At 65.0% G+C, this 24,056-nt stretch carries 23 protein-coding genes; 12 read left to right on the plus strand and 11 right to left on the minus strand.

What is annotated here, in order from left to right:
• The first annotated feature begins 9 nt into the window (after positions 1 to 9).
• The 7 genes from ML401_RS03580 to ML401_RS03610 all read left to right on the plus strand — a co-directional run bounded on the left by ML401_RS03580 (position 10) and on the right by ML401_RS03610 (position 5,149).
• The gene (locus ML401_RS03580) at positions 10 to 825 is read left to right on the plus strand and encodes an ABC transporter ATP-binding protein (RefSeq protein WP_212065814.1); all 816 of its coding nucleotides are present in this window, start codon (positions 10 to 12) and stop codon (positions 823 to 825) included.
• The gene (locus tag ML401_RS03585) at positions 822 to 1,631 is read left to right on the plus strand and encodes an ABC transporter permease (RefSeq protein WP_211418805.1); all 810 of its coding nucleotides are present in this window, start codon (positions 822 to 824) and stop codon (positions 1,629 to 1,631) included. Before ML401_RS03580 ends, ML401_RS03585 begins: the two co-directional genes overlap by 4 nt.
• A complete protein-coding gene (locus tag ML401_RS03590) occupies positions 1,631 to 2,620 on the plus strand; it encodes a 2-hydroxyacid dehydrogenase (protein ID WP_194405707.1) in 990 nt (329 codons plus the stop codon). The genes ML401_RS03585 and ML401_RS03590 overlap by 1 nt, the downstream gene beginning before the upstream one ends.
• Complete coding sequence (locus tag ML401_RS03595; RefSeq protein ID WP_285809840.1) at positions 2,620 to 3,312, plus strand: AprI/Inh family metalloprotease inhibitor; 693 nt, start codon at positions 2,620 to 2,622, stop codon at positions 3,310 to 3,312. The genes ML401_RS03590 and ML401_RS03595 overlap by 1 nt, the downstream gene beginning before the upstream one ends.
• A gap of 98 nt (positions 3,313 to 3,410) precedes the next feature.
• Entirely contained in the window at positions 3,411 to 3,785 is a 375-nt protein-coding gene (locus tag ML401_RS03600; protein WP_285809841.1) for a hypothetical protein, read from the plus strand.
• A 115-nt stretch (positions 3,786 to 3,900) separates the two neighbouring features.
• A complete protein-coding gene (locus ML401_RS03605; protein WP_211418801.1) occupies positions 3,901 to 4,221 on the plus strand; it encodes a hypothetical protein in 321 nt (106 codons plus the stop codon).
• Positions 4,222 to 4,234: 13 nt separating this feature from the next.
• Positions 4,235 to 5,149, plus strand: a complete 915-nt coding sequence (locus tag ML401_RS03610; RefSeq protein WP_285809843.1) for a hypothetical protein — start codon at positions 4,235 to 4,237, stop codon at positions 5,147 to 5,149.
• An 81-nt stretch (positions 5,150 to 5,230) separates the two neighbouring features.
• Here the strand turns inward: ML401_RS03610 and ML401_RS03615 are convergent, their stop codons facing one another.
• The 6 genes from ML401_RS03615 to ML401_RS03640 form a co-directional block, all read right to left on the minus strand.
• Positions 5,231 to 6,040, minus strand: coding sequence for a DsbA family protein (locus tag ML401_RS03615; protein WP_285809845.1), 810 nt, complete (start codon positions 6,038 to 6,040; stop codon positions 5,231 to 5,233).
• Between the two features lie 40 nt (positions 6,041 to 6,080).
• Positions 6,081 to 8,264 (minus strand): hypothetical protein, encoded by a 2,184-nt coding sequence (locus ML401_RS03620; RefSeq protein ID WP_285809846.1) that lies wholly within the window; start codon positions 8,262 to 8,264, stop codon positions 6,081 to 6,083.
• Positions 8,261 to 8,716 carry a DUF3617 family protein gene (locus tag ML401_RS03625; protein ID WP_285809847.1) on the minus strand — a complete coding sequence of 152 codons (456 nt, stop codon included), beginning with the start codon at positions 8,714 to 8,716 and terminating at the stop codon, positions 8,261 to 8,263. The genes ML401_RS03620 and ML401_RS03625 overlap by 4 nt, the downstream gene beginning before the upstream one ends.
• A gap of 267 nt (positions 8,717 to 8,983) precedes the next feature.
• The gene (radC, locus tag ML401_RS03630; RefSeq protein WP_285809849.1) at positions 8,984 to 9,697 is read right to left on the minus strand and encodes a DNA repair protein RadC; all 714 of its coding nucleotides are present in this window, start codon (positions 9,695 to 9,697) and stop codon (positions 8,984 to 8,986) included.
• 91 nt (positions 9,698 to 9,788) lie between these two features.
• Complete coding sequence (gene map / locus ML401_RS03635) at positions 9,789 to 10,607, minus strand: type I methionyl aminopeptidase (protein WP_211418794.1); 819 nt, start codon at positions 10,605 to 10,607, stop codon at positions 9,789 to 9,791.
• 124 nt (positions 10,608 to 10,731) lie between these two features.
• Positions 10,732 to 12,048 carry a mechanosensitive ion channel family protein gene (locus tag ML401_RS03640; protein ID WP_211418793.1) on the minus strand — a complete coding sequence of 439 codons (1,317 nt, stop codon included), beginning with the start codon at positions 12,046 to 12,048 and terminating at the stop codon, positions 10,732 to 10,734.
• A gap of 206 nt (positions 12,049 to 12,254) precedes the next feature.
• On the opposite strand from ML401_RS03640, the gene ML401_RS03645 reads away from it, so the two are divergent.
• Complete coding sequence (locus ML401_RS03645; RefSeq protein WP_211418792.1) at positions 12,255 to 14,048, plus strand: potassium/proton antiporter; 1,794 nt, start codon at positions 12,255 to 12,257, stop codon at positions 14,046 to 14,048.
• Positions 14,049 to 14,166: 118 nt separating this feature from the next.
• On the opposite strand, the gene modC is transcribed toward ML401_RS03645, so the two are convergent.
• The 4 genes from modC to mepA all read right to left on the minus strand — a co-directional run bounded on the left by modC (position 14,167) and on the right by mepA (position 17,459).
• A complete protein-coding gene (modC, locus tag ML401_RS03650; RefSeq protein ID WP_194405715.1) occupies positions 14,167 to 14,829 on the minus strand; it encodes a molybdenum ABC transporter ATP-binding protein in 663 nt (220 codons plus the stop codon).
• Positions 14,830 to 14,831: 2 nt separating this feature from the next.
• Complete coding sequence (modB, locus tag ML401_RS03655) at positions 14,832 to 15,527, minus strand: molybdate ABC transporter permease subunit (protein WP_212065821.1); 696 nt, start codon at positions 15,525 to 15,527, stop codon at positions 14,832 to 14,834.
• A 13-nt stretch (positions 15,528 to 15,540) separates the two neighbouring features.
• Positions 15,541 to 16,326 carry a molybdate ABC transporter substrate-binding protein gene (gene modA / locus ML401_RS03660; RefSeq protein WP_211418789.1) on the minus strand — a complete coding sequence of 262 codons (786 nt, stop codon included), beginning with the start codon at positions 16,324 to 16,326 and terminating at the stop codon, positions 15,541 to 15,543.
• Positions 16,327 to 16,514: 188 nt separating this feature from the next.
• The gene (gene mepA / locus ML401_RS03665; RefSeq protein ID WP_285809853.1) at positions 16,515 to 17,459 is read right to left on the minus strand and encodes a penicillin-insensitive murein endopeptidase; all 945 of its coding nucleotides are present in this window, start codon (positions 17,457 to 17,459) and stop codon (positions 16,515 to 16,517) included.
• A 447-nt stretch (positions 17,460 to 17,906) separates the two neighbouring features.
• Here mepA and ML401_RS03670 point away from each other — a divergent pair, with 447 nt between their 5' ends.
• Both ML401_RS03670 and ML401_RS03675 read left to right on the plus strand, forming a co-directional pair.
• Positions 17,907 to 20,069, plus strand: a complete 2,163-nt coding sequence (locus ML401_RS03670; protein WP_285809855.1) for a bifunctional diguanylate cyclase/phosphodiesterase — start codon at positions 17,907 to 17,909, stop codon at positions 20,067 to 20,069.
• A gap of 77 nt (positions 20,070 to 20,146) precedes the next feature.
• Positions 20,147 to 20,872 carry an RDD family protein gene (locus ML401_RS03675; RefSeq protein WP_285809857.1) on the plus strand — a complete coding sequence of 242 codons (726 nt, stop codon included), beginning with the start codon at positions 20,147 to 20,149 and terminating at the stop codon, positions 20,870 to 20,872.
• A gap of 6 nt (positions 20,873 to 20,878) precedes the next feature.
• Here ML401_RS03675 and ML401_RS03680 read toward each other — a convergent pair whose 3' ends face one another.
• The gene (locus tag ML401_RS03680; RefSeq protein ID WP_285809859.1) at positions 20,879 to 22,045 is read right to left on the minus strand and encodes an acyl-CoA dehydrogenase family protein; all 1,167 of its coding nucleotides are present in this window, start codon (positions 22,043 to 22,045) and stop codon (positions 20,879 to 20,881) included.
• Positions 22,046 to 22,090: 45 nt separating this feature from the next.
• On the opposite strand from ML401_RS03680, the gene ML401_RS03685 reads away from it, so the two are divergent.
• Together ML401_RS03685 and ML401_RS03690 are read left to right on the plus strand one after the other, a co-directional pair.
• The gene (locus tag ML401_RS03685) at positions 22,091 to 22,228 is read left to right on the plus strand and encodes a hypothetical protein (RefSeq protein WP_194405722.1); all 138 of its coding nucleotides are present in this window, start codon (positions 22,091 to 22,093) and stop codon (positions 22,226 to 22,228) included.
• Positions 22,229 to 22,263: 35 nt separating this feature from the next.
• On the plus strand, positions 22,264 to 24,045 hold the full coding sequence (locus ML401_RS03690) for an alkaline phosphatase D family protein (protein ID WP_285809862.1): 1,782 nt from the start codon (positions 22,264 to 22,266) through the stop codon (positions 24,043 to 24,045).
• Positions 24,046 to 24,056: the final 11 nt, after the last annotated feature.

Consider the following 24,056-nt stretch of genomic DNA (forward strand, 5'->3'; position numbering starts at 1 on the left):
GCAAGGTCGATGTCTTCAGTCAAGACTTCGTCCGCCGTCGAGACCGGCCTGTCGCATCTCGCCGTCAGCCTGCGCGGCGTGACGAAGACCTATGACAACGGCATCACGGCGCTCGGCCCGTTCGACCTCACGGTCCGCAAGGGCGAGTTCATCTCGCTGCTGGGCCCGTCCGGTTGCGGCAAGTCGACGGTGCTGCGGCTGATCGCGGAGCTCAGCGCGCCGTCCTCCGGGATCGTGCGGGTGGCGCGCCACGAGGGCGAGGCGCAGCCGGGGCACGGCATCGGCTTCGTGTTTCAGGAGCCGACCCTGATGCCCTGGGCCAGCGTGCGCGAGAACGTGCGGCTGCCGCTGAGGCTTGGCGGTGTGCCGAAGTCCGAGGGACGCGCGCGTGCGGACGCTGCGCTGGCCAGCGTCGGGCTCGCCGATTTCGCAGATAGCTTTCCGCGCGAGCTCTCCGGCGGCATGAAGATGCGGGTGTCGCTGGCGCGCGCGCTCGTCACCGATCCCGACATCCTGCTGATGGACGAGCCGTTCGCCGCGCTCGACGAGATCACGCGCTTCCGCCTCAACAACGACCTGCTCGCGCTGTGGCGAGCCCTCGGCAAGACTGTCATCTTCGTCACCCATTCGGTGTTCGAATCCGTCTACCTGTCGCAGCGCGTGGTGGTGATGACGGCGCGGCCGGGCCGCATCCAGGCCGACATCCGCATCGAGACGGTCGAGCCGCGGGGCGAAGAGTTTCGCACGTCGACCGCTTACGGCGACTACTGCCGCAAGGTCTCGGGCGCGCTGGCGCCGTCCTATTCGGGGCAGTCGCTGCTATGAGCGCGCAAGCCCCCGTCACCGCGAAGCCGCAAGGCGCGCTGCGCCTGATGCTTCCCGTCATCGTGTTCGCCGCCGGCCTCATCGCCTGGGAACTGGTGGTCCGCGTCAAGGAGATCCCGCCTTACGTACTGCCGGCGCCCTCGATCATCGTCCTGACGCTGTTCAAGGACTGGGCCGTGCTCTCGCAATCGCTCGTCACCACGCTGTTGACCACACTCGAAGGCTTTATCGCGGCCAGCATCGGCGGCATCGCGCTGGCGCTGTTGTTCAACCAGTCGAAATGGGTGGAATATTCTCTCTTTCCCTACGCGATCGTCCTTCAGGTCACCCCGGTGATCGCAATTGCGCCGCTCCTGCTGATCTATTTGGAACAGCAGACCGCGGTCGTGGTCTGTGCCTTCATCGTCGCCTTTTTCCCGGTGCTGTCCAACACCACGCTCGGGCTCAATTCGGTCGATCGCAACCTCACCGGCCTGTTCCAGCTCTATGGCGCATCAAAGCCGCAAACCTTGCGGTTTCTCAAGCTGCCCGCCGCACTGCCCTACATTCTCGGCGGCCTGCGCATCGCCGGCGGCCTGTCGCTGATCGGCGCGGTCGTGGCCGAGATCGCTGCGGGAACGGCGGGCGCCGGCTCCGGGCTCGCCTACAGGATCGCGGAATCAGGCTATCGATTGAACATACCCCGCATGTTCGCAGCGCTGCTTTTGTTGTCGCTCGCCGGGATTGTCATCTATGGGGTGCTGGCGCTAGTTTCGCACCTCGTTTTACGGCGCTGGCACGAAAGCGCGCTTGGAAAGGAAAACTGATGGCTGCCGGTTCGATTTCGTCCGAAAAGATCGACCTTCTGATCTATGGGCCGGTGCGGCCGATCCTCGAGAACGGGTTCTCCGATCATTTCGTCGTGCACAAGGCCGAGACGCGCGGCGACCTCGAGCGGCTGACGCCGGCGATCCGCGAGAAGATTCGCGGCGTCGCCGTGACCTATCACACGGTGCGCGCCGACAAGGACTCGCTGTCGCAACTGCCCAAGATCGAGATGGTGGCGAGCTTCGGCGTCGGCTACGACCATATCGACGCCAAATATGCCGCCGAGCACAACATCATCGTCACCAACACGCCCGACGTGCTGACCGAGGAGGTCGCCGACGTCGCGATGGGCCTGCTGATCTCCACGCTGCGCGAGTTCATCAAGGCCGACCGCTATGTGCGCTCCGGGCTCTGGCAGACCCAGAACTATCCGCTCAGCGTCGGCTCGCTGCGCGACCGCAAGGTCGGCATCGTCGGCATGGGCCGGATCGGCCAGGCCATCGCGCGCCGGCTCGATGCCTCGCTGGTGCCCGTGGTCTATCACTCGCGCAATCCGTCCAAGGACGTCTCCTACAAGCACTATCCTGACCTGATCGAGATGGCGAAGGCGGTGGACACGCTGATGGTGATCGTGCCCGGCGGTGCCTCGACCAACAAGATGATCAATGCCGAGGTCTTCAAGGCCCTCGGCCCGCGCGGCGTCTTGATCAACGTGGCGCGCGGCTCGGTGGTCGACGAGCCGGCGCTGGTGCAGGCGCTGAAATCCGGCACGATCCTCGCCGCCGGCCTCGACGTGTTCGCGGCCGAGCCGACGGTGCCGGACGAGCTCAAGACCATGCAGAACGTCGTGCTGCTGCCGCATATCGGCTCGGCCTCGGTGGTGACGCGCAACGCGATGGACCAGCTCGTGGTCGACAACCTCAAATCATGGTTCTCAGGCAAGGCGCCGTTGACGCCGGTTGCCGAAACGCCGTTTAGGGGGCGCTGATGAGAAGCCTTCAGGTCGTTGCATTCGCCGTCGCGGCCTCGTTGGCCGCGATCGGCGCTACGCATGCGCAGGATGCGACGAGCCTGAAGAAGTCGATGCCCGGCCAGTGGGAGCTCTCGACCACCGAACGCAGCAAGACCTGCGTCGTCACGATGAAGGCCGACGCCGCAGGCCAGGCTTTCAAGCTGGAGCTGGAGCCGGCCTGCAAGACGGCGCTGCCCTTCACCAAGGATATCGTCGCCTGGAGCGTCAGGGGCCTCGATATCGTTCGTCTGCAGGACGCGACCGGTGAAGCCGTGATCGACTTCACCGAGGTCGAGGCCGGCATCTTCGAAGGCCTGCGCCAGGGTGAGGGCGTCTACATCCTGCAGGATCTCGCCGCCGCCCGCTCGATGGCGAAGTCGATGGACCAGATGATCGGCGACTGGTCGATGGTCCGCGGCAACGGCCAGCCGGTGTGCGCGCTGACGCTGACCAACACCGAGGCGAGCCCCGACAATTTCCAGGTCTTCCTCAAGCCGAAATGCGACGCGACCATCGCGCAGTTCAACCCGACGCAATGGCGGCTCGAACGCGGCCAGATCGTCCTGATGTCGAAGTCAGGCGCGGCCTGGCAGTTCGAGGCCGACGACAACGCGCAGTGGCGGCGCGTCCCCGACACCGCCGATGCCCTGATCATGCTGCGTCAATAGGCATCCGCGCAGTCACCGCGGCCGAACGGCGACGCTCCCAGGCGGAACCCGCCGACAGGGCATTCCGTTGACGGATGAGGTGATTCTGGAGGTCCGGCATGGCCAAGCGCATCCTCGCGATCGGCATCGAGCCCGGCAATGCCGATTACAGCGCGTTCCCGCAGCTCACGCCCGAACATGTGCGCAGCTACATCGAAGCCCAGCTGCTGCGTCTGCGCGGTCTCGGCTTCGAGGTCACGAGCTGCCTGATCGATCTCGATGCGACGGCCGAGGCCGCCGTCACCGCGGCCTTCCACGACGAGCACTTCGACTGCATCGTGATCGGCGCCGGCCTGCGCGAGCCGAAGGAGCGCCTGCTGCTGTTCGAGAAGGTGCTCAACCTCGTCCACCGCCTGGCGCCGGATGCAGCGATCTGCTTCAACACCACGCCCGCCGACACCGCCGAAGCGGTGCAGCGCTGGGTGGAGCCGTAACCGCGCTCGATCGGCGGCTGGACGCCGTCACGTATTTTCTCTGGCATGCATGAATTGTTGCATGATAATGTTGCCACAATCCAACGTAGAGCATGAATTTCGTTTGAGTCCTTCGATGTTCAGAGCGGTCGTCATTATCGTCCTCGCCTTTGCCCTGTCCGGCTGCGATGCCTTTGGCGCGTTAAGAGACGGAATGCAGTACGCACGGGCCGTGGAGGGCGATCTCGAGCAGTCGACCGGTGTAAGACCCCAGGTCGGTTTCAACTGGCGCAATGGCCGTCTCGCATCGGTCACGGTCGTGTTTCCCGGCCTTTATCAAACGAAGCCTTTGGGCGATCTTGCCGGCCTCGTGCGCGAGACGGTGACCCGGGACTTCAAGCAGTCGCCGGATGCGATCGTGCTTTCCTTTGCTCTGCCGAAGAGTCCCTCGGTCTGAGGGCGATGCAAGCGTGCTGTCGCGACGTACCCGCCCTTTGGCGCAACAGGCCCGAAGAGGGCGTACGCGGATCCGGTCTCGCCTGTGCCGGTGGCTGACCGCTGCGGTCGTCGCCGGCTCGTTCCTCGCCGCCGGCTCTGCGTCGGCGCAGCAGATTCCGGCCGACGAGCCTGCGTTCACCGCCTTCGTGGCGGCGCGGATACAGGCCGCGGTTCGCAACGCGCCAGTCGCGATCAAGGGCCCTCTGACGCTCTCGATCGGCTCCTTGCAAGCCAACCTCGATCGCATCTACGCCTTCTGCAAGGCGAACACGAGCGGCTGCGCCAAGGAGATCGAGACCTATGTCGGCGGGGTCGTCGCAATGACCGGCAATGTCAAGGACCTGCCGACCAAAGCGGCTCTCCGAATGGTGGTGCGCTCGACCGATTATATGCGGCAAGCGCTTCGCGAGCTCGAGTCTGCCGGTACCATCCCAACGCGGCCACTCGCGGAGGGGCTGGTGATCGTTCCGGTGCTCGACTCGCCGCGTACGGTGAAAATCTTTAATGATAAGCACCGTGCTGCACTCGGCTTGACGACGGACCAAGTCTTCGACATCGCCACCGCCAATGTGCGCAACAGCTTGAAGCCGCTGATGTCTGTTGCAAAGCCGGCCGTACCGGGACAGTTCCGCACATTGAAGGGAGATTATTACGCGACCAGCCGGCTTGCGCTGATCGACGGCTGGGCGCCGCTCGCGCAAGCCCAGGGTGGCGTTCTGATCGTGGCGGCTCCGACGCCCGATCTCGTGCTCTATTCGGGCGAGGACAGCAGCGCCGCGCTCGACGCACTGCGCACGCTCGCCCGGAACATCGCGGCCCGTGCGCCGAAACCGCTTTCGGGCGCGCTACTCCGCTGGACTCCGAAGGGATGGGAATCCGTTCGGTGACTGCCGGTCATCACGCTCTAGCCGCATCCCGCGCAGGCTGGCGTGTCCCGCCTCGCCCGACCCTGATTTGACGATCCTTCGCTATCTTGAGCGCGCCAGCGCGATTTTCTCCTTCAATCCCGCCGCACCCATAGCGCCGGGAATGATGGCGTCGCCGATGACATAGCTCGGCGTACCACTGATGCCGAGGGCCTTGGCCAATGTGCGGCCTTCCTCCAGGGTCTGGCGCACCTCGTCGCTGGAGAGATCCTGCTCCAGCCGTGCCATGTCGAGCCCGACGTCGCGGGCGGCGGCGAGCGCGGTCGCCTTGTCCACCCGACCATTGCTGCCGAGCAGGCGACGATGGAACGCGAGGTATTTCTCCCCCGTCGGATCCTGGATGCGCACGGCGATGGACACGCCTGCCGCTTCAACGGAGGCGGGGCCGAGGACCGGAAATTCCTTGAGCACGACGCGCAAATTGCCGTCCCCCTGCAGCAGGCTCAGCATGTCGGCCAAGGCGCGTCGGCAGTACCCGCAATTGTAATCGAAGTACTCCACCAGAGTGACATTGCCGCGGGGATTGCCGAGCACAACCTGATGCGCCGAATCAAACAGGGCCTGCGCGTTGCTCCGGATGGCCGCTTTCTGCTCCGCACTGTCGGGCGCGATTCGCGCCGGCTTCGCCGCCGCCTGCTTCTTGATCAGTTCGCCCAGCGCATCCCGCAGGATCTCGGGATTTTTCAGCAGATAGTCCTTGACGATCGCCTGCACGTCTTCCGGATGTGAGGCAAGATACTCCCTGACGACGGGCTCGATTTCCGAGCGCTGCGTTTCGGCCGTTGCGGATCCGACAAACGATATTGCGCTGATTGCAAGGAATGCAGGAAGCAGGTGCCTCAACGGCGTCATGTCAGGTCTCCAGGGCAAACTCGAATCTCGGATTTCTCGGTCACTGCGCCGGTCGCCTGGGTGGAACGACTTTCGGAAGCTGCTTCGGCATTGTGCGGTCGATGGGCGGTCTTGCCAAAGCTGGCGGTGGGGCAACCCTTTGCAAGCCGGGCCGGCGAATGCAGGCCCTCCCGGTGGCGTTTGGCGCCATGCCGGGCGGACATTGGAGCACGGGCCTGACAGCTTGTCCCGCGGGGGGCAGTACGACAACCGGTGCTGCGGGCCGACCAAGAGGCACGCAAGCATCGCGATCCGCGTTGGCAATTCGGCCCGTTGGGCAGCGCAAGCAGGCAGCCGGAGTCTTGGGGTTGTTGATGTAGTTCGGCCCGAGCGTCGAGCAGTCCTTGGGGGCCGTAACCAACGGAGCGCCGGACAGCGAAGCCGAGACGCACTTGTCGCCGTCGAGATGTTGCCCCGTCGGACACAGGCATGCGTTCTTCGCCGCATCGATGTTCGCGCCCACAGCACACACACAGGTGGAGGTCGCCGCATCGAAATGCGCTCCGGCTGGGCAGGCGCAGGCGAACAACGACCCGCCGAACTGCGGCAAGTTGATCTTGGTAGCGCCTTTTGCGCACACGCAGGCGCCTCCCTGCAGCACCTGGTTGTCGCCGCAGCCGCAATGACCCGCTACGACCTGTGCGCTGGTCTGGCCCGTTGCCGGATTGGTTACGATCGATTTTTCGGCGGGAATGTAAATTTGCGTTGGCGGGCAGCTCTTGCACGCGTGCGGATCGTTCGGGTCCGGATAGGAGCCGGGGCCGCAGCTGAGGGCCAGGCACTTCGTCGCGCCTGCCTTTGCAGAGGTGCCGTCTGCACATGGCAGACAGATGCCTTTGCTGCTGCCGGCAGCCTCATAGCTCGCATAGGTGTTGTCCGGGCAGGTCTGACACTGATACGCGCCTGGGTCGGCCGCCTGGTCCTTGCCGAGCATCAGACCTCCCATGATTTGACCGGGCGCGCAGGCTGCAACGCAGGATTTGTGGTCAGTGGAGACCTTCTGGCCATATGCGCAGGCTTCGCAATGTCCGTAGGTTCCTAGGTCGTGGACCGTCTTCTGCCCCGGCGGACAGAGCACGCATTTCTTCGTTGCCATGTCCATGATTTCGTTGGGATTGTCGCACAGGCTGACGCAACTGAGACGATCGGCGCCCAGCCTCGTGCCAAGCGGGCAGGGCTCGCACCTTCCTTCGTGAAAAACGCCTCCCACGACGGTGAACGGTACATATTTCTGCGTGTTGGAACACGGCGTGCAGCCGCCGCCATAATCCGATTGCGATCCAAACGGACACTGACAGAAGCCGCCGGTGTAGACGAACGGGGCGTTGCAGGAGAAATTGCAGGACTGGAGTATTTTGAACTTCGAGGTGGTCTGGCCGATGTAAAGCCAGAACGCATTCTCGGAATAGCCGGACTTGCAGGCGCACTCGCCGTTGTTGCCAGTAACGGCATTGGCAATGCTTTCGCACGGAACGCAATTGCCGCTGCGATCGGATTGCTGCCCCGAGGGACAGACATGGTAGTTTGCCTCGACGTAATCATCTTCGTCACAGCCGAAATCCAGGTGCTTGCAGGCCCAGCTCTCAGCCGCATCGAGTGCTTGTGCAAGGGGATGCCCCGGCGCGCAGTCGTAAGTGATGGTAAAGCCGGCGATGACGATCGGGGCGCAACCGATCGCGCTCGCCGCCTTGTCGACGCACACGCCGAAGCTGGACTCGTTGTCGATATGGAGATCCTTGGTTTCGCAGGCGCATTTCACGAAGGCCAGGGCATCGGAAATATAGCTGGTATATTGAGATAGATCGACCATGTCCTGCTGCGAAAGAAACGGCGTCAGCTTGGCCATGAGGTCTTCGACCTTGGCCGGCGCATCCACGCAGATCGGACTGACGTCGACCCCCTGCTTGGCGTCGAAGGTGAGCGCTGCGGCAAGGACGGCTACGGCATAGCATTCGTATGTGTTCTCGCAGACCGGCTCGCAATCCGCCGTCGTCGTCACCGCCTGCTTGAAGGCGTCGACCATGTCCTCGAGGTTGCACCCTGCCTGCGCTGGAGCGGTCGGCAGCAGCGCCGGCATCAGCGCGAGCAGGATGGCCAGGATCCACGACCGGATCCGGGATCGCCGGCCTATCGCGGCCAGCAGGCAAAAGCCGTAAGTCCGGGACGTGCGAGTTTCGGTGCTCACCGCGGGCACTCGCCTTTGTAATGACCTTCCGTTGTCGAGACGACCGTCAAGGTCTTGTTCCCGAGGGTGATGCTGGTCTTGGTGACGGCCACGTAATGACGGGGGCTGTCGACGCGGGCGCTAAACTCTTTGGTCAGGCTCGGGCTGCCCGTGCATTGCAACCGCCACGTCAGCACGTCTTTGCCGCTCTTCGCCTCGGTCAGCTTGCAGGCGTCCCTCCCCGAAGAGGCGCCCAGGGTCGCGCTGAGACCGGAATTGACGTCAAGATCGGTCATGGAACGCGTCGCGTTGGCTCTTTCCGCGGTGACGCACCTGACGCGCACCGGACGCGTCGAGCCGACGCCATCGCGATTGATCCTGCTTGTAAGCTCCCAAAATCCCGGCTGCATCTCTACGGCCGTCGCCGGCAAGATGCACAATGCTTCAATCAATGCACTCGTGGCGGTGAGCAAGAAGCCCCTGCACATGATACCGTCCCCCACTTGCTACGTATCGATCGACAGGTTCGCGAACAGCAGTCGTGCGTCTTGTTAGTGCATCTGGCGCTACCGACCTTGCGGGGGATCAAAAGCCGGCGCGGTGTTGCGCTGCAGTGGCGCTCTTCCGCCGGCGAGACATCAGGCACGTGCGACCGGCGAACTTGCCAACGTCATCGGCTGTCCGACGTGCGGAAGAACAGGACACATCTTCCGCTGTGGCCTTGGCGAGCTACGGTTCGGTCAAATCAACCGCATCCCGCGCAGGCTCGCATGTCCGCCTTTGCCCACGATAATGTGGTCGTGCACCGCAATCCCGAGCGGTTTTGCGATGTCGATGATGGCCTTCGTCATCTGGATGTCGGCCTGCGAGGGCGAGGGATCGCCGGAGGGGTGGTTGTGCACCAGGATCAACGCGGTCGCCGATAATTCCAGCGCGCGCTTGATCACCTCGCGCGGATAGACCGGGGTGTGGTCGACCGTGCCGGTCTGCTGCACCTCGTCGGCGATGAGCTGGTTGCGCTTGTCCAGGAAGAGCAGGCGAAATTGCTCCTTGTCGGCGAACGCCATGCTGGAGCGGCAATAGTCGATCACCTCGTTCCAGGACGACAGCGCGTTGCGGCTGTTGACCTCGCCCCTGGTCACGCGGCTCGCGGCGGCCGCGATCAGCTTGAGCTGGTTGATCGCGGCTTCGCCGATGCCGTCGACCTCGCGCAGCCGCGCCACCGGCGCATGCACCACCTCGGCGAACGAGCCGAAAATCTTGATCAGCGTCTTCGCCAGCGGCTTGGTGTCGCGCCGCGGCAGTGCCGGAAACAGCGCCATCTCCAGCAGCTCGTAGTCGCTCAGCGCATCCGCTCCGGCATTGTAGAAGCGCTCGCGCAATCGCTCGCGATGGCCGTGATAGTGCGGCGCGTCCTCGGGCTTGCTCTTGTCGGGGTCTTGCTTGGTGGGCATCGGTCGCCAGCATCGCCGGGGACCTGCGTATTTGCAACCGTCAATTGAGATAACGCGCCCGGTCAGTGCCTCGCAGGCAAACCCTAAGAGCTCACCCGATCTGCTTCTCGCCGTGCCGCGCCGACAGCGTGAAGATCTCGACACCCGTGGCGGTGACGCCGACGGAGTGCTCGAACTGTGCCGAGAGCGAGCGGTCGCGGGTGACGGCGGTCCAGCCGTCGGAGAGGATCTTCACGTGCGGCTTGCCGAGATTGATCATCGGCTCGATGGTGAAGAACATGCCGGGCTTGAGCTGCACGCCTTCGCCGGGGCGGCCGATATGGATGATGTTCGGCTCGTCGTGGAACATGCGGCCCAACCCATGGCCGCAGAAATCGCGTACCACGCTCATGCCCTGCGGCTCGACGAAGCTCTGGATCGCATGACCGATGTCGCCGGTGGTGGCACCGGGCTTCACCGCGGCGATGCCGCGCATCATCGCTTCATACGTCACCTCGATCAGCCGCTCGGCCTTGCGGGCGATCGGGCCGATCGCATACATCCGGCTGGAATCGCCGTACCAGCCGTCGACGATGAAGGTGACGTCGATATTGACGATGTCGCCTTCCTTCAGCGGACGGTCGCCGGGCATGCCGTGGCAGACCACGTGGTTGAGCGAGGTGCAGGTCGAATAGCGATAGCCGCGATACATCAGCGTCGCCGGGTAGGCGCCATGGCTGAAGGCGAAGTCGCGGACGAACTGGTCGATGCGCTCGGTCGGCACGCCCGGTCCGACGATGTCGGTGAGCTCGTCCAGGCACTTCGCCACCAGCGCGCCCGCCTTGCGCATGCCGGCGAAGGCGGCCGGCCCATGCAGCTTGATCTGTCCGGTCTTGCGCAGCGAGGTATCGGTGGCTTCGACGTAGCTCATGCTTGTGCAGTCTTTTCGGGGCTGATCGCGATTGTCGGCGGAAAGGCTTGATTTCAGGCCCTAATTTAATGATTGCCGGCATTCATGCAAGCCGAGCCTTCCGTCCCTCGTGTCCGAAAGCGGCCTAATTCGGGACTTCTACGGTGGTTTCCACCGGCAGTGCGCCGCCGCGGATGCGGATTTCGCGGACGGGGTAGGGAACCCGGATGCCCTCCCGCTTGAAGGCGTCCCACAGCGCCAGCATCACGTCGCTCTTGACCTTGTCCATGCCATCGGGGTCGGCGATCCAGAAGGTCAGCGAGAACTTCATGCCGGCTTCGGCGAACTCGGTCAGGATGCAGGTCGGCGGCTTGCCCTTCTGCGCGCGCGGATGGGCTTCCGCGGTCTCGGCCGCGAGCTTGCAGACCAGTTTCGGGTCGGCGTCGTAATTGGTGCCGAAGGCGATCTTCACCAGCGTGTTCTTGTCGGTATAGGTCCAGTTGACGACCTTCTGCGTCACCAGATCCTCGTTTGGCACCAGGAACTCGCGGCCGTCGCCGGCGGCGACGGAAATATAGCGCGTCTTCATCGCGCTGATGCGGCCGGTATTGTCGCCGATGGTGACGAGGTCGCCGGGCTTCACCGACTTGTCGGCGAGCAGGATGATGCCCGAGATGAAATTGGCGACGATCTTCTGCAGGCCGATACCGATGCCGACGCCGACCGCGCCGGAGAACACCGCGAGCGCCGACAGGTCGATGCCGACCGCGCCGAGCGCGATCACGATGGCGACGGCGAGAAGCCCGATGCGGATGATCTTGACCAGCAGCACCTGCACCGACGGCGTCAGGTCGCTGGTCGCGTTGATCCGGCTCTCGGCGAAATTGCTGGCGATGTTGGTCGCCCAGAGCGCGATGAGGAGGAGCGCACCGGCCTTGAGCGCCAGCAGCGGGGTCAGGCGGAGGCCGCCGAGCACGATCGCGTAGGCATCGAGCAGGTCGACGGTCGCGTCGAGCTGGCCGAGAATGGACAGCGCGGCGACGAACCACGCCGTGATCGACACCAGCTTGACGATGAAGGCATTACGCAGCACCGAGGTCACGAGCCGGATCGCGAGCCAGGCCAGCCCGAGCTTGGCGGCGACCATCAGCAGGTAGGAGCGGCTCGGCCAGGTCGCGTGGTACATCACCACGCGCGAGAGGATCACGGACAGCGTGAACACCGCCGTCGAGGCGCTGGAGACCATCACCCGGGCGAAGTGCCGGAGCGGCAGCGGCCAGCGCATCGCCAGGGAGGTCATGTCGACCCGGTTGCGGACGGCGGCCTCCGCCGCATAGGCGATGCCGGCCGCGGCCAGAATGAGGCCGAATTGCAGATAGAACCAGGGCGAGGAGATTTCCGCCCCGACGCTGCGCGCGGTGGTCTGCACGAACTCCATGAAGTCCTTGAGGTCCATGTCCATCGGTCTCGTCGGCAAGCGGGGAGGAATTGATTCGAGGGAGCCGCAGAATCCCACAAGGGACGCGGCCGGGCCATCGATACACCGCTAAGTGATGGAGGTTAAGGCCGTATAATACGGGCAGATTGCCGCGAGAGGCGAAAATGGGTTGGCGCGCGAGTCTGCCGACGATAAGGATGCCTTTCCCGCTGCTTTGACCCGGAAGGTGGATGGCCTCTCTCGACTCCGTCAGCCTCGCCATATTGCTCGGCGCCGTCCTCGTCATGGCCGGCATCCTGTCGAGCCTGCTTGCGCTCCGCTTCGGTGCGCCCCTGCTGCTCGTCTTCCTTGCGGTCGGCATGCTCGCCGGCGATTCCGGTCCCGGCCAGCTCCAGTTCGACGACGTCCGCACCACCTATCTGGTCGGCTCGGTGGCGCTGGCCCTGATCCTGTTCGATGGCGGCCTCAGGACACGCTTTGCCAGCATCCGCACCGTGCTTGCGCCGTCCGTGGTGCTGGCGACCGCCGGCGTGCTCTTGACCGCGCTGATCACGGCGCCGTTCGCCAAATATGCGCTCGACCTCAATTGGACGGAATCGCTGCTGGTTGGCGCAGTGGTGGCCTCGACCGATGCGGCCGCCGTATTCCTCTTGGTGCACACCCAGGGCCTGCGCCTGCGCCCGCGCGTCGGCGCGACGCTGGAGGCGGAATCCGGCACCAACGACCCCTTCGCGATCTTCCTCACCTTGATGCTGGTCGAGTACATCTCGATCGGCTCGAGTTCGCCCGGCCACGTGCTGATGGAGTTCGTGCAGGAATCGGTGCTGGGCGCCATCGTCGGCGTCATCGGCGGACGTCTCGTCGTCATGGCGCTCAACAAGGTGGCGCTGCCGCAGGGCCTGCACGCGCCGTTCGTGACCACGGCCGCGCTGGTGATTTTCGGCGGCTCGCAGATGATGCACGCCTCCGGCTTCCTCGCGGTCTATCTCGCCGGCATCATCATCGGCAACCGGCCGACGCGCGCGCATAACCAGGTGGTGGCCTTCCTCGATGCCGCGACCTGGCTGGCGCAGATCGTGATGTTCGTGCTGCTCGGCCTCCTGGTCTCGCCGAGCCGGCTCGGCACCAGCGTGCTGCCGGCCGTTGGCGTTGCCTTCGTGCTGATGCTGGTGGCACGGCCGATCGCCGTCTTCGTGTGCCTGGCGCCGTTCCGCTTCAACTGGCGTGAGAAGATCTTCATCGCCTGGACCGGCCTGCGCGGCGCGGTCGCGATCTTCCTGGCGTCGATCCCGATGCTGGTCGGCCTGTCCAAGGCCTATCTCTATTTCGATGTCGCCTTCGTCGTCGTCATCATCTCCCTGCTGCTGCAGGGCTGGACCCTGGCGCCGGCCGCGCGAAAACTGCACGTAGCGCTGCCGCGCGCCGAGCGCGGCCCGCGGCGTGTCGAGCTGGATCTGCCCGGCCAGCTCGAGCAGCAGCTGGTCGGTTATCCGGTGCGGCCCAAGAGCCTTTATTTTCGCCGCGGGCTGATCCCGTCCTGGTCCAAGCCGACGCTGGTGATCCGCAACGAGAACATCCTGACGCCGCTGGAGGCCGATCCGATCGCGCCCGGCGACTACATCTATCTGCTGGCGCCGCCGGAAAAGGCCGAATCGCTCGACCGCTTCTTCGTCGACATGCAGCCGAGCTCGGCGCCGGATCCGCATCTGCTCGGCGATTTCATGGTCTCCGGCGAGCACACGCTCGCCGAGCTCGCCGAGATCTACGGCGTCAAGGTCGGCGAGGACGAGAGCAAGCTGACGCTCGCCGATTATTTCGACGTCCATCTCGACCGCGCGCCGAAGGAGGGCGCCGAGCTCGCCCTCGACGAGATCGTGCTGGTCGCGCGCAGCATCTCCGGCGGACGCGTCAACGTCGTCGGCCTGCGCCTGCCGGAAGACGACGAGACGCCGCCGCCGCTGACCCGCGCCCAGGCGCTGCGCAAGAAGTTTTCGGATGTGTGGGCCTCGGTGGCGGGGGTTTAGTGCTTCCTCGTCATTGCGAGGAGCTCTTGCGACGAAGCTATCCAGATTGCCACTGCGGAGGCAGTCTGGATTGCTTCGCTACGCTCGCAATGACGGCGGAGAGAGCTGTGCGGGTCCCTCACGCCAGCACCTTCACCCCACCAAAACTCGTCACGCGGCCCTGCTTCAGCATCACGATCTGCGTGGCGAGCTGGCGCAGCTCGGCGGCGTCGTGGCTGACATAGACCATGGGGACATTGGCTTCGTCGCGCAGCCGCACCAGATAGGGCAGGATCTCGAGCTTGCGGCCCTCGTCGAGCGCGCCGAGCGGCTCGTCGAGCAGCAACAGGCGCGGCCGTGACAGCAGCGCGCGTCCGAGCGCGACGCGCTGACGCTCGCCGCCAGAGAGCTTTCCGGGTCGGCGGTCGAGCAGGGCGCCGATATCGAGCAGATCGATGACGCGCTTGTGCTGCGCCGGATCGGGCGCAAGGCTGTTCATCCGCCGTCCATAGTCCAGGTTCTGCGCGACATTGAAATGCGGGAACAGCCGCGCGTCCTGGAACACATAGCCGATGCGGCGGCGATACGTCGGCACGTGAATGCCGGCCGCAATGTCGTCGACGGTCTCGCCGTCGATCACGATGGTGCCGCGGTCGGGCCGCAACAGGCCTGCGATCATGTTGACCAGCGACGTCTTGCCGGCGCCCGACGCGCCGAACAGGCCGATGACGCGACCCTCGCTGGCGAAGGACGCGGACAGCGAGAACTCGCCGAGCTGCTTTTCGATGTCGACCCGCAGCATGGTCAGTTCCCGTGCAGGCGCTGCGTGGCGCGGCGGGCAAACCATTCGGCGGCGATCAGCGCGCCCAGCGCCAGCACGATCGAGACGATCACGAGCCGGCCGGCCGCGGCATCGCCATCCGGCGTCTGGATCAGCGAGTAAATCGCCGACGAAATCGTCTGGGTCTCGCCGGGAATGTTGGAGACGAAGGTGATGGTCGCGCCGAACTCGCCGATCGCCTTGGCAAAGCCCAGCACCATGCCGGCGAGCACGCCGGGCAGCGCCAGCGGCAGCGTCACCGTGAAGAACACTTTCCACGGTGCCGCGCCAAGCGTCTCGGCGGCCTGCTCGAGCCGGCGGTCGATCGCCTCGATCGACAGCCGCATCGGCCGCACCAGGAGCGGAAACGCCATCACCCCGCAGGCGAGCGCCGCGCCGGTCCAGCGGAACGAGAACACGATGCCGAGATAATCGGCGAGAAATCCTCCGACGAGGCCGCGCCGGCCGAAGCTGAGGAGCAGCAGATAGCCGGTGACGACCGGCGGCAGCACCAGCGGCAGATGCACGACGGCATCCAGCACCGACTTGCCCCAGAAATCGCGCCGCGCCAGCAGCCAAGCCAGCGCGATGCCGAACGGCGTCGCCACCAGCGTTGCGATGATCGCGACCCTGAGCGAGAGCAGGATCGCCGTCCATTCGGCGGGAGAGATATCGAACATCAAGTCGTCAATATCAGATTGTCGGGCTGACCAGGAACTTGAAGCCGTATTTTTCAAAGATGGTCTTGGCGGCCGAGGAGCGCAGGAAGGCGAGATAGTCGCTGGTCCCGGCCTTGGCGGTCGTAGTCGCCGCAACCGGATAGATGATCGCGGGATGCGAGTCCGCCGGGAAGGTGCCGACGATCTTGACGGAGGGATCGACCTTGGCGTCGGTGGAATAGACGATGCCGAGCGTGGCCTCGCCGCGGGCGACCAGCGTCAGCGCGGCGCGCACGCTCTCGGCCATGGCGAATTTCGGCTCCGCTGCCTGCCAGGCGCCGAGCTTCTCCAGCGCCGCCTTGGCGTATTTGCCGACGGGGACCGATTTGACGTCACCGGTCGCGACCCTGCCGTCGCCGGCGAGCTTGGCGAGGTCAAAACCTTGCGCGATGGTGACGTTGTCGACCTTGGAATCCTTCGGCGCGATCAGCACGATGCTGTTGCCGAGCAGGTTGACCCTGGACGCCTCGTCGATGGCCTTCTTGGAAATCGCGTAGTCCATCCAGTCGGTGTCGGCCGAGACGAACACGTCGGCCGGCGCGCCCTGCTCGATCTGCCTCGCCAGCACCGAGCTCGCGGCATAGCTGACCGAGAACCCGATACCGGTCTTGGCGGTGTAGGCCGCGTCGACCTCGTCGAGCGCGTTCTTCATCGAGGCGGCGGCGAACACGGTGATGGTCTTGTCCTCGGCGGCGGCCGGCGAAAGGCTTGCGCCCGCGAGGATCACGAAGGCGGCGAAAAGTCCTGAAATGCGTAACATGGGCAGCGCTCCCTGCGAATCCGCGCGCGCAGGATGCGCGCACAGGACTGGCGTTGGTGGGGTCGTTAGCGACGGGTGGAAGCGCTGCTCCACGGGACCCGGCGGCGGCTTACGGCCGGCTGGGATATCGCAATTGCGAAGATAGCAGGCTGACGCCGGAGGTCAAAGGGCGGCGTGCTGACCAAGGCTTACGGCTTCGCATCCACCGCATGCAGCACGGCCTTGCAGGCCGCCGGCATCTGCGCCAGCGTCATGGGCGGCTTCGGCTTAGGCGGCTCCGGCGGCGGCTTGGGGTGGAGCACCGCGTCGGAGAACCAATAGGCGAGATCGGCGGGCTTGCAGCCTTCGTCCTCGGACTGCGACGGCTGGCCCTCGCACTCGCCGGCACCCGCCGGGCAGCGCATGCGGATGTGAAAATGGTAGTCGTGGCCCCACCAGGGGCGGATCTTCGAGAGCCAGGCGCGGTCGCCCTTGGCCTCGCGGCACAGCGCCTTCTTGATCGCGGCGTTGACGAAGATGCGCTGCACCGCCGGCTCCCGCGCCGCATCGCGCAGCACCAGCACATGGCCGGGCGTGAACACGCGGGGGTCGATGTCGAGCCGGTCCTGGCGCACCATCATCACCGCCGACATGTCTTCGCGCTCCTCGCGCGAAAGGCGGCGGTCCGGCATCGGCGTCAGCCAGATGTCGGCATCGAGACCGATCTGGTGGCTGGCATGGCCCGACAGCGCCGGGCCGCCGCGCGGCTGGGCGATGTCTCCGACCAGGATGCCCGGCCATCCCGCGTCCTTGTGCGCCCTGGCCGCGAGCCGCTTGATCAGCGCGATCATGTCGGGGTGGCCATAGCTGCGATTGCGCGACAGCCGCATCACCTGCCAATGATCGCCGTTGACCGGCATCTGATCCGCGCCGCCGATGCAGCCCTTGGTGTAGGAGCCGATGACATGCGCCGGTCCCTTCGACGGCAGCAGTTTTCGCGCGAATAGTTCCTTCGCGGCGAGGTCCGGGTCGTTCGGGTTGGCGAGCGGCGGCAGCGGCTTCGGATTCACGCTGCCCTTGTCCTGGGCCAGCGCGTCGCCGGCGGACAGGAACGTCATGACAAGCAGGAGGAGGACAATGCAGCGGCGACTCATGCAGACGTCCTTATAGACCAATGCTGCATCAGGGTTAAGAACGAGGCCTGGGCCCGGCCACCGGCTCACCGCGGCTCGCCAAATCGTGTCTCGAACGGCGTTTCTTAAGGGGGCAATAACCGTATCCTGCATTGACCAAAATTCGTGCGCGGGGTGAGAAAAATCCGCGGGTCGCATGCAATCGCGCGAGATTTCGGAACGGATTCAAGCGTGCGCGTAATTTTGCGGCAAGTCGATCATCGATTGCGGCGCTGGACCCGGTCTGACGGCGCCCGTCGCCGCAACGGCGCCACGCAAACAGGCAGCAAGCTCCGCCGGGCGCGGACCGCGGCCGCCCAAGATTACTTTTCTTTCAGACACTTGCCTCAAGACTTGCGCCGCGGGGCGCGATTGGGACGAGTGAAGTTGGGTTTGAAGTCTCGAAAAGCAACAAAGCGAAACAGAGGCGTGCGTGTCCGGACCGGCCAATCGCCGCGCAAGCTGCGCTTCGCGCGCACGCAGCGGGCTCTCTCCGGACGCGACGAAGTCCTGCGCAGTCGCGCCGAGGCGGAAGCCGCGATCGCGGACGCGCGCAAATCCCATGAGCGCCTGCGCCAGGCCGTCGACATCCTGCCGCAGGGCATCGTGTTTCTCGATGCCGAAGGCCGCTACGTGCTCTGGAACAAGAAATACGCCGAGATCTACAGCAAGACCGCCGATCTGTTCGAAGAGGGCGCGCGCCTCGAAGACACGCTGCGCATCGGTGTTGCCCGCGGCGACTACCCGGAGGCGGCGGGCCACGAGGACGAGTGGATCGCGGAGCGTCTGCGACGGCTCTATCAGCCCGGCGCGCGCCACGAGCAGAAGCTGTCGGACGGCCGCGTCATCCTGATCGACGAGCGCCTGACCGATGACGGCGGCGTGGTTGGCCTCCGCGTCGACATCACCGAGTTGAAGCAGCGCGAGGCCTCGTTCCGCCTGCTGTTCGACGGCAATCCCGTTCCCATGATCGTCTGCGCGCTGGACGACGAGCGCATCCTCGGCGTCAACGATGCCGCGGTCGCACATTACGGTTACAGCCGCGCCGAGTTCGAGCGGCTGACAATCCGCGCCCTGCAGGCCTTCGACAGCGAGCCGCCCTGGATCGCCGACCGTTCGAGCGAGGAACAGGCCGGCCGCACCTGGAAGCACGTCAAGGCCGACGGCGCGCTGATCGACCTTGCGATCTATTTCCGCGAACTGACCTATGCAGAGCGGCCCGCGGTGCTGCTTGCGCTGATGGACATCACCGAACGCAAGCGCGCCGAAGCGCGGCTCGCCTTCATGGCCCAGCATGACGCCCTGACCGGCCTGCCCAACCGCACCCTGCTGCGGCAGCAGATGGACGAAATGCTGCTGCACACGCGGCGCAGCGCCGAGAAGGTCGCGCTCTTGATGCTGGGGCTCGACAATTTCAAGGCGGTCAACGACACGCTGGGGCACGCGGTCGGCGACAAGCTGCTGCGCGGCGTCGCCAAGCGGCTGCGCTCGACGCTGCGCGAGGAAGACGCGCTGGCGCGGCTCAACTCCGACGAATTCGCGATCCTGCAGAGCGGCTTGACGCGGCCCGAGGACGCGGTGGGCCTGGCAAAACGCCTGCTCGAGGCCATCGCCGATCCCTATCTGCTCGACGGTCATTCCGTGGTGATCGGTGCCTCGATCGGCATCGCCATGGCGCCGGGCGAGGGCGATGAGTCCGAGAAGCTGCTCAAGAGCGCCGACATGGCGTTGTCGCGCGCCAAGCAGGACGCGCGCGGCAGCTTCGCGTTCTTCGAGGCCGCGCTCGACGCCAAGGCGCAGAGCCGCCGCAAGATCGAGGTCGAGCTGCGCGATGCGATCCAGCACGACGTGCTGCGCCCGTATTACCAGCCGCTGATCGATCTCCAGAGCGGCCGCATTACCGGCTTCGAGGCGCTGGTGCGCTGGCCGCACGCCGAGCGCGGGATGGTCTCGCCGGCCGAGTTCATTCCGGTGGCCGAGGACACCGGCCTGATCAATCCGCTCGGTCGGCTGATGCTGCGCCGGGCCTGCCTCGATGCCGCGACCTGGCCGGACGACGTCCGCGTCGCCGTCAATTTGTCGCCGCTGCAGTTTCGCAGCGGCAATCTGCTCTCGATGGTGACGGAGGCGCTTAAAGCTTCCGGCCTGCCGCCGCGCCGGCTCGAGCTCGAGATCACCGAGACGCTGCTGCTGGAGAAGAGCGCGCAGGTGCTGGCGACGCTGCATGCCTTGCGCGCGCTGGGTGTGCGCATCTCGATGGACGATTTCGGCACCGGCTATTCCAGCCTCAGCTATTTGCGCAGCTTCCCCTTCGACAAGATCAAGATCGACCAGTCCTTCGTCCGCGATCTCGGCGCCAACCGCGAGGCGCAGGCGATCATTCGCTCCATCGTCAGCCTCGGGAAGGGCTTGGGGGTCACCATCACCGCCGAAGGCGTCGAGACCGAAGCCGAGCTGAGCTGCCTCAGGGCCGAAGGCTGCGACGAAGGCCAGGGCTTTCTGTTCAGCAAGGCCCGGCCCAATATCGAGATCGTCAACCTGCTCGCCGCCCAGCGCGGCATCGACGGCGGCGAGGCTGCGCTGGTGGCGTAGGCGCTGCCGCGGGGCAATCGAACCTGCCGCGCGCTGCCGGCGTCTCATGATTGGATCGATCGAACGGATGCGGCCCCATGATCTCTGATGCGCCTCCGCTGCCGCTGCCTAGCCCGCGCTATGCCCGCTTCTCGCGCCGGTTCAAGGCCGTCCTGCTGGACTGGATGGTGGCGACGGCCCTGCTGTTCGGCGCCCTGGCGGTTGCCAGCAATGTCGCGAGCGATGGACTCAGCCGCAGTCTCGGCGTCGCGGTCGTCGTCATCCTGCTGCTCTACGAGCCGGTGCTGGTCTGGCGCGCCGGCGGCACGCTCGGGCATATCTGGACCAATTTGCGCGTCGTCGACGACCACGGCGGCAATCTGAGCTTCGCCAAGGCGTTGGCGCGCTTTGCCGTCAAGAGCATTCTGGGCTGGTATTCGTTCGTGATCCTGGCTGCCACGCGCCGTAACCAGGCGGTGCACGATCTGTTGACGCATTCGACCGTCCAGATCCGCGATCCCGCCAAGGCGAAGCCCGGCCAGTTCATCACGGAGCGGCGCGAGGACGATCCAACCATGCCCTCGCGCCTGCGGCGTGCGCTCGTGACAATGGTGTATCTGGCGCTCGGTGTCTTCCTCTATCTCGGTGTGCTCGCGGTCCTGGTCCGCGCCGGCGTCCTGTCGCGCGCGTGCCTCTACCAGGACCTTTGCAACGGAAGCGACCACATCGTCGACTCCGCCGCCGCTGTGGCCCTCCTGCTGATGATTGCCCTGGTTATCGTCATGGGCTGGCGCGGCCGGCTGCTCGGCGCTCGCAAGGCGTAGGCGAATTCAGCCCTTGGCGCCGGAGCCCTCCGCCAGGATCGTCTTGCCCACGTCCTCATAATGGCTATCCCGCGCCTGGATCTGCTGCGCGATGGCGTGCATGTCGCGAAACCGTCGCTCGAACGGATGCTTTCGGAACACCGCGGTCGCGCCGGCCATGTGATAGGCGGCGTCGACCACGCGTCCCGATTGATGGATGGTCCAGGTCGCCGCCAAGCGGACCGCGCTGCGATGGGCCGCGCTGAATTCGCCCGTGACGCAGAGATCGTGCCACATCGCATGCGCGGTGGCGTACAGATAGGCGCGGGCCGCGCGCAAATCGCCTTCGGTGCGGCCGATCAGCCCCTGGACGGCCTGATTGTCGCGCAGGGCGCTGCCTGCCAGTGAGGGGTGCTTTGCGCGCGCCAGCGCGATGGCGGCATCCAGCGTGGCGCGTGCGACGCCGAGCGAGACCGCGGCAAAGCCGAGGCTGAAGGCAGAGCCGGTGCCGATTTTGTAGAGCGGGCCCGTCTCGCGCAGCGCCGAGGCCACGTCGCGAAACGCCGTGAAGCGCTCGGGGATGAAGAGGTCGGCCACCTCGTAGGAATCCGTGCCGGTGCCGGCAAGGCCGATCGCCTGCCACACGTCGTGCAACACCGCGCTCGCGGCGGGGAACAGGATGGTGCGCACCTCCGGCGAGCCATCGGCATTCTTCCGCGGGCTGCCGTCGGCCCCGAGGATGCGCACATGGGCCCCGAGCCAGCTCGCCTGCCGCGAGCCCGAGGCGAAATCCCACCGCGCCGTGACGCGATAGCCGCCCTCGACACTGCGCGCCTCATGCGCGATCGCACCCCAGGCCAGGATGCCGGGCGGTGTATTGAAGATCTCCTGCGCGGTGTCGGGGTCGAGCGACGCCGCGATCATCGCGCAGACGCTGCACTGGCCGAGACACCAGGCGGTCGAGGCGTCAGCCTTCGCGATCTCCTCCAGCATCTGCATGAAGATCTCGATCGGGGCCTCGGTGCCGCCGAGACTTTGCGGGAGGAGGGCGCGATAGAGCCCGTTCTCGATCAGCGCGGCGACGACCGCCGGCGTCAACCGCCGCGTCCGCTCGATCTCGTCCGCCTCGCGCGCGATCAGCGGCGCGATCGCGCGGGCCCGTTCGACGAGGTCGATGGTCGAGGCCTTTGTCATGTCTCTTCCCGTGCCCCTCTTGATTGCTGTTCGGTGGGCGGGCGGATGGTGACCCATTCGTCGGGTCCGATCAAGAATTCCGCGCCCGCGGCGAAAATCAGCCGCGTGCAGGATGCGAGCGCCATCGCGGCATCCGGCCTCACCGTCGCAAACACCTTCCGGTTGCATTATCATCCGTTCTGAACTTTACTGACGGTTTTCAGCACGGGGAGATTTTCATGGTCAGTTTGCGCGAGCCGGGACTGGGACCGATTGTCGGTCACACCACTGATACGACGGCCAGGATTTGGGTCCGCGCCTCGGATCCCGCGGATGACAGGGCGCAGCTCGACGAAAATCGCCGCACCATTGGCGTGATCGGGATCCTGGAAGACGGCAAGATCAATTTCGCTTGGTACTTCCGGCTCAACCGGGAATTTGACCGCACGGGGACCTTCGTCCTCGGCTCGGACGTCCAGCTCGGATACTATGACTCGATCGACCTCGACAGCGTGGAAGAAGTCGCAGTCGCGGTAAACCTGAACAAGAACGTGCCGGCAAAGCCGCTCACGCCGAATACGGCATACACCGTTCGGGTCGGCGTGCTTACGGTCGACGATCCCACGCCGAACACGTCCCGGACGTCGGATCTGAATCTCATCGCGATCCTGCCTGACATCAACATCATCAAGAACGATCTGTTGGGGCTCGATCCATCGAAATGCGAAGCGACGTTCCGCACCTTCCCGCCTGCGGGGCAGATCGCCGACACTCTCGCATTCCTGCTCGGATCGTGCCGCTATCCGGGGCTGCTTTGGAAGATCAAGGAGGCCGACCAGATCTTCGGGCCGATGTCCCAGCACTTCAAGGACAGTCCGATCGGCCCGGCGGCTTCCTTCACCATGATGTGCGGCGATCAGATCTACGCCGACATGCTCAATCGCTTCGTTCCGATCCTGCGGGCCGAGCGGTACGACGAATTTCAGGAGCGCTATACGACGGCCTATTCGGCGCAGAACCTGCGCAATCTGCTGCAGCGATCGAGCACCTACATGATCCTCGACGACCACGAGATCGAGGATAACTGGACCCAGGACCGGCTGAGGGGCGATCCCGGCAAGCACATGGTGTTCAACTACGCGGTCACCGCTTACATGAACTACCAATGGAGCCACAGTCCGCGCACCTGGGGCCGTCTGCTGTACTACACGTTCGATTGCGGCGGCTATCCGTTCTTCGTTCTCGACACCCGCACGCAGCGTTACAAGAACAACAACGACCGCGCGCGGGATAACGGACTGCGCGACAATTACATGCTTGGCTATCCCACCATCGACGAGCATCATCCCGGACAAATGCGCAGGCTGAAAGACTGGCTTTCGCAGATGCAGAAGGATCGCAACAACGTCCCGAAGTTCATCGTCTCATCCAGCGTGTTCGTTCCGAATGCGATGGACGAACGGATCGACGACCGGACGAAGAAAGGTCTCGATACCCTGCTGTTCGACGTCAACGGAAACAATCGCGACGACAGCGACAGCTGGCCGGCATTTCCGCAGACGCGTAAGGAACTGCTCGACCACATCGTCGACGAAGCCATCCAGAATGTCGTCTTCCTCTCCGGCGACATTCACTGCTCGAATGTCGCCGAAATCTCCTTCGAGCGGGATCAGGGTCAGAGGAAGAGAGTCCTGCCTCTCAGGGCATTCGCGGTCACGTCATCGGCGTTCTATTGGCCATTTCCGTTCGCCGATGGAGACCCGAATGGGTATGTGCACGATTCCCGATTGCCCGAGCAATGGGACGCCTTTCCGCTCAAGGACGGCAAGACGCGCATGCATTACAAGTCATGGGGCTTTACCCAGGACGACAATTTCGCGCGCCTCGAGATCGACAGGACGAAATCGCAGCTCAAGGTTCGCGTGTTCGATCGCAACGGCAAACCGGTCGTGAACACCGAGGTTGCGTCGGGCAAGAACGTTCCGCTGGAGACCGACTTGCAACTGGAGCCCTGGACTTAGCCACGGAAATC

The sequence above is a fragment of the Bradyrhizobium sp. 62B genome, from assembly GCF_030272265.2.
GTDB lineage: Bacteria > Pseudomonadota > Alphaproteobacteria > Rhizobiales > Xanthobacteraceae > Bradyrhizobium.